This is a genomic window from Vibrio sp. R11-SG3-ISO3-SZ (assembly GCF_059834345.1).
The window spans coordinates 1-5,512 of sequence record NZ_JCBDGX010000143.1; the positions used below are offsets into that span (position 1 = coordinate 1).

At 51.4% G+C, this 5,512-nt stretch carries 5 protein-coding genes; all 5 read right to left on the reverse strand.

The window, feature by feature from the left end; genetic code table 11:
• Positions 1-459 (reverse strand): formate dehydrogenase FDH3 subunit beta (gene fdh3B / locus AC6R1O_RS16575; RefSeq protein WP_500657424.1); only part of this gene is annotated, 459 nt, incomplete at its 3' end.
• 11 nt (positions 460-470) lie between these two features.
• Positions 471-3,326: a formate dehydrogenase subunit alpha gene (locus AC6R1O_RS16580; protein WP_500657425.1), complete on the reverse strand. Its 2,856-nt coding sequence runs from the start codon at positions 3,324-3,326 to the stop codon at positions 471-473.
• 11 nt (positions 3,327-3,337) lie between these two features.
• Complete coding sequence (locus AC6R1O_RS16585) at positions 3,338-3,535, reverse strand: twin-arginine translocation signal domain-containing protein (protein ID WP_487901950.1); 198 nt, start codon at positions 3,533-3,535, stop codon at positions 3,338-3,340.
• Between the two features lie 80 nt (positions 3,536-3,615).
• Positions 3,616-4,257: a TorD/DmsD family molecular chaperone gene (locus AC6R1O_RS16590; protein WP_500633370.1), complete on the reverse strand. Its 642-nt coding sequence runs from the start codon at positions 4,255-4,257 to the stop codon at positions 3,616-3,618.
• 8 nt (positions 4,258-4,265) lie between these two features.
• Positions 4,266-5,512: 4Fe-4S dicluster domain-containing protein (locus AC6R1O_RS16595; protein ID WP_500657426.1), on the reverse strand; the 1,247-nt coding region annotated here is incomplete at its 5' end.

The following is a 5,512-nucleotide window of genomic DNA, read 5'->3' on the forward strand; positions in this document are numbered from 1 at the left end:
CATCGGCAACTTACCTTCCGCAATGCGGTTAGCCCCGTACTTTTGACGCTCTTCTGGCGAGCCTGGCTCTGTTTCCGGTCCGCCTGCACAGAAGGTGCATTTGTCCATTTTGCCACGTTCACCAAACGCTTCCTGTTTTGGAAACTGCGGTGCACCAAATGGGCAAGCAAACAAACAGTAGCCGCAACCAATGCAGAGATCTTTGTTGTGCAGCACGATGCCATCTTCAGTGTGTTCAAAACAATCGGCGGGACACACTGCCATACATGGTGCATCGGTACAGTGCATGCACGCCACCGAAATCGAGTTTTCACCCGGTTCACCATCATTGAGGGTCACAACGCGGCGGCGCTGTATGCCCCACTCTAATGCGTCATCGTTTTCGTTTTTACATGCCGTGACACAGCCGTTACATTCGATGCAGCGTTTGGTGTCACATAGGAATTTCATTCTAGCCATGGGGTAACTCCTTACGCTTTGCGAATGTTACAGAGGGTGACTTTGGTTTCCTGCATTTGCGTCACAGGGTCATAACCGTATGTCGTGGCAATGTTGGCAGACTCACCAATCACATAAGGATCAGAGCCTTCAGGGTAACGACTGCGCAGATCTTCGCCTTGGAATTTGCCGCCAAAGTGGAAAGGAATGAACGCCATACCCGGGCGAACTCGGCGCGTTACCATGGCTTTAACATTGATTCGCCCTTTCTCAGCCCCTTCAACCCAAACCATATCGCCATCTTTAAAGCCGAGATCGTTGGCATCTTTCGGGTTCACCTCAACAAACATCTCTTGTTGCAGCTCTGCCAACCAAGGGTTTGAGCGCGTTTCATCACCGCCACCTTCGTACTCGACCAAGCGACCGGAGGTCAAAATAATCGGGTACTCACCGGATTTATCTTGGTCTTGAATGGATTTGTAGAGCGTCGGTAATCGGTAAATCGATTCACTGTCGTCCCAAGTTGGGTAATCGGCAACAAGATCACGACGAGGTGTATAAAGTGGCTCACGGTGAAGCGGCACGCGATCTGGGAAGGTCCATACAATCGCTCGTGCTTTCGCATTACCAAATGGAATACAGCCGTGGGCGATGGCCACACGTTGAATGCCGCCAGAGAGATCGGTTTTCCAGTTTTTGCCCTCTGCGGCGGCTTTCTCAGCTTCCGTGAGATCGTCCCACCAACCGAGCGATTTAAGCAACTTGTCACTGAACTCAGGGTAACCATCTTGGATCTCAGAGCCTTTCGAATAGCTGTCTTCTGCCAATAGGTTTTTGCCCTCAAATTCAACCCCGTAACGAGCGCGGAAGTTACCGCCACCTTGTGCTACTGGCTTGGAGGTATCGTACAGGATGTGCGTGCCTGGGTGCTTCATCTCTGGCGTTCCCCAACATGGCCAAGGCAGTCCGTAGGTTTCACCGTGGATCGGGCCGCCTTCTGCTTCCAATGTGGTTTTGTGGAAGGTGTGCCAGTTTTGTTGGTGCGCCTTCAATCGCTCAGGGCTTTGTCCTGTGTAGCCAATGGTCCACATCCCTTTGTTGAATTCACGCGTGATGTCTTCAATCACAGGCTGATTGTTTTCGACCCGAATGTGTTTAAACAGTTGATCGGCAATACCCAGTTTCTGACTCAATAAATAGATGATTTCATGATCCGGTTTGGATTCAAACAAGGGCTCAACCACTTTATCGCGCCACTGAATTGAGCGGTTTGACGCAGTAACGCTGCCATAGGTCTCAAATTGCGTTGTGGCAGGCAGCAGATAGACGCCATCGGTGCGATCGTTCATTACGGCTGCGACGGTTGGGTATGGATCGACAATCACCATCATGTTGAGCTTTTTCATCGCCTGACGCATCTCAACGCCACGGGTTTGCGAGTTGACTGCGTGTCCCCAGTAGAACATGGCGCGAATGTTGTCGTTTTGCTCGATGTTCTCTTTGTTTTCCAGTACACCATCAATCCAGCGTGATACTGGGATACCCATGTTATTCATCGGTTTCTGACCGCGATACTCGTTTTGATCAAAGCGATTCTTCACCCAGTCAAAATCCAGATCCCATACGCGCGCCCAATGTTGCCATGCTCCATCAGCAAGACCGTAATACCCAGGAAGAGTGTGCGACAAAACGCCAAGGTCCGTCGCACCTTGCACGTTATCGTGGCCGCGGAAAATGTTAGCGCCGCCGCCCGACTTACCCATATTACCCAGTGCCAGCTCTAATACACAGTAAGCACGAGTGTTGTTGTTACCTGTGGTGTGTTGAGTTCCGCCCATACACCAAACCACGCAGCCAGGTCGATTTTCAGAGAGCAATTTCGCCGTCTGATAAACATCCGCTTCACTGACGCCCGTCACACGTTCGACTTCGGCTGGCGTCCATTTGGCGACTTCCTGACGGATTTCGTCCATACCAAACACGCGTTGACGAATGAACTCTTTATCTTCCCACTGATTAGCGAACACGTGCCATAAGATGCCCCAAATAAAAGCAACGTCCGAGCCCGGTCGCAGAGAAACGTAGTGATCCGACTTCGCCGCAGTGCGCGTTCTACGCGGATCCGCGACAACAATCTTACAGTTGTTCTTCTCTTTAGCGATCAGGATATGCTGCATCGCCACAGGATGCGCTTCCGCCGGGTTAGAGCCGATAAACAGCATCGACTTACAGTTGTGCATATCATTGAAGGAGTTGGTCATCGCGCCGTAGCCCCAAGTATTGGCGACACCGGCGACCGTCGTTGAGTGACAAATACGCGCTTGGTGGTCGACGTTGTTGGTTCCCCACAACGACGCCATTTTACGGAACATATAAGCTTGTTCGTTATTGTGCTTAGCGCTCCCAAGGAAATAAACCGAATCTGGGCCCGACTGCTCTCTAATAGACAAGCACTGATCACCAATTTCGTTGATCGCTTGCTCCCATGACAACTTCTTCCATTTGCCATTTTCAAGCTTCATTGGGTACTTTAAGCGGCGCTCACCATGACCGTGCTCTCGTAGCGCTGCCCCTTTTGCGCAGTGACCGCCTGCGTTAAACGGGTGATCGAACGCAGGCTCTTGCCCTGTCCATACGCCGTTTTGCACTTCGGCGTAAATACCGCAACCCACAGAGCAGTGCGAACAAATCGTGCGTTTTACTTCGGTTTTCGCCTCAGGATCAACCGCTTTCGCTTCGGCTTTTTTCATCATTCCCGGGGTGAAGAGACACGCACCCGCCACTGCACCTCCTGCGGCGAGCGAGCTATTTTTCATAAAGGCGCGACGCGAAATACCCAGCGGATTATTTTGCTGGCTGACCGTATCGGAGCGTTTGGTTAGTTTCATCGTCTTCACTCCTATAGCGTGTCGTAGTAATCGCGCACATGCTGCGTTTCACGATAGCCAGCTTTGGTTGGCTCGGTGGCTGTAACGCTGCTCTCTTTTGCCTCTACGGCTTGACTGGTTCCGGCGACAACCGCACCAACAACGGCGGCACTGGCCACGCCTTTGAGCAGGTCGCGGCGTCCATTATCCACTTCACTTTTGTTTTTCATTTTGCTTCCTTACCTTATTGGTATTGAGAGAGTCACTCTGTTGTCGTGCCCTCTCTTATTCCTGAGTTCAGACCAAATCTCTATAGAGAACTCGGTCCATACTCGGTGGCATCTTTAACTTCAATTCGTGTACTGGTGTGATGATCTGGCGAGCGCGTAAAACGCACCTGCTCGACAGTGAGAAAAGCGCTTATCAATTGAGCAACACTTCGATAGAACTGGGCGTGCTTTGCTTCATTCAGTTGCTCGGTAAACAGATAAAACCAAGGCGCAATGTGGTCGTTAAAAAACTGTTGCTGAGTCACTTCATCTTGAGGAACCAGCATCGCCATGACTTCACACAATGCTGCGAGGTGATCCTCGGGCTCTTTAACATGGCTGTCGCGTTCGAATCCGAGTCTGGCTAGCGTCTGACGCAGCTCTGCCAACGGTTTCTCCATCAAAGAGCCCGTCAGGTGCCAGGAGGCAAACGGCACCACTTCGCCTCGGCCAATACCGATAAACAGCTCAAAGAACTCATCTTCAAGTTGGCTTGGCTCGACGTGCTTTGCTGCGCTGTTGAGTGATTGCCACGCCTTGACCATGTCATTGTTCGCAGACTCGGTCTCTAACTCTCGCAAAAAGTTCAACATCGGCTCATTGGGGCACTGGCGCAGCAAGGTCGCAATCAACAGATACACTTCTGCGCGCGGGGATGGATGAGGGTCCATTGTCGTTTCCATTTGAAATCCTAATAGTTGAGCTGTTGCATCGGGTCGTTCGCCATCGACTCAAACATATCGACGACACGACAATCTTCACACATGGCAATACGATTGATTGCTGCTTGATCGGTGAAATGTGAGTGACCCTGTAACTTGGATTGCAGCATGTCTATCATAGACTGAGGAGCAAACGGCTTTTCACAGCGTAAACACTTGGCAGCCGGTTCTTGGTGAATGATTCTGGCGCTCTCTCGCTCTTGCTGATTCCAGTTCATGCGCGCTTCGAACTCAATCGCGCTCTCTGGACACGCTTTTTCACACAAGCCGCACTGCACGCAATCTTGCTCGACAAACTGCAAAGAGGGCGATTGACCGTCGGTATGTAAGGCGCGCGTCGGACACACCGCCACGCAGCTCATGCAAGAGGTACACTTAGTGCTGTCACACTTCACTTGACCATAAGGCGCATGAGCAGGAACATCGGCGATAACCTGGCTTGGCGGGTAGTGCTGCGCGAGGGCATCTAAACAGCTAAACAGACGCTGACGTTTGTTGCCACTGATCTCACCCAAAGAGATGCTTAACGGCTCGGTGATCAACTGAGGTATCGTGCTGCGCAGTGACTCGATATAGAGTAGCTCAATACGCGAGGTATCAATCCCTAGTTGCGCAAGAAAGCGTTGAGCAGTGTCAATCTCACTATTGAGTACGCGCAATATGGTTTGTGGCATGTGCTGACTGACGGCAAACAACACTTGGCAAGCGCCATTGCTCAATGCTGCAAACCACGTATCGATACCGACGCTGGCGATCTCTTCCAACTCGACGGGAATAACATTGTCAGGTAACTGCTTAAGCGCTATGACGTTGTAACTTTCATGGCGTTCACTGCAAAATAGAAGGACGGGCGCTTGGCCGTTGTGCTTGCGGTAGTTGGCCAATAGACGCTCAACAAACGTCTGCGTTTGTGTCGGGTTAGGTAGCGCGTAATGAATCGCTTCCGTCGGGCAGCTGGTTGCACAGGTGCCAACCCCTTGGCAGAGAAACGGATTAATCTCTATCTTATGCCCCGTTTTCTCACTCCCTTGGCTGGAAAGTGCGCCTGCCGGACAGGCATCGACACAGCGCTCACACCCTTTGACACCTCGTGAGCTGTGCGCGCACAAGTCGGTATCGAGACGAAAATATTTAGGCTTATCAAAGGTGCCTTTTAAGGTCGGTATCTCTTCAAGCGCTTGAGTCAGTTTGGGGTAACCTCGGCCTACAGGGTAAT

Bases quoted from the DNA above. Each gene is read 5' to 3' on its own strand.
- AC6R1O_RS16580 (WP_500657425.1), bottom strand. From the start codon at position 3,326: ATGAAACTAACCAAACGCTCCGATACGGTCAGCCAGCAAAATAATCCG.
- AC6R1O_RS16585 (WP_487901950.1), bottom strand. From the start codon at position 3,535: ATGAAAAACAAAAGTGAAGTGGATAATGGACGCCGCGACCTGCTCAAA.
- AC6R1O_RS16590 (WP_500633370.1), bottom strand. From the start codon at position 4,257: ATGGAAACGACAATGGACCCTCATCCATCCCCGCGCGCAGAAGTGTAT.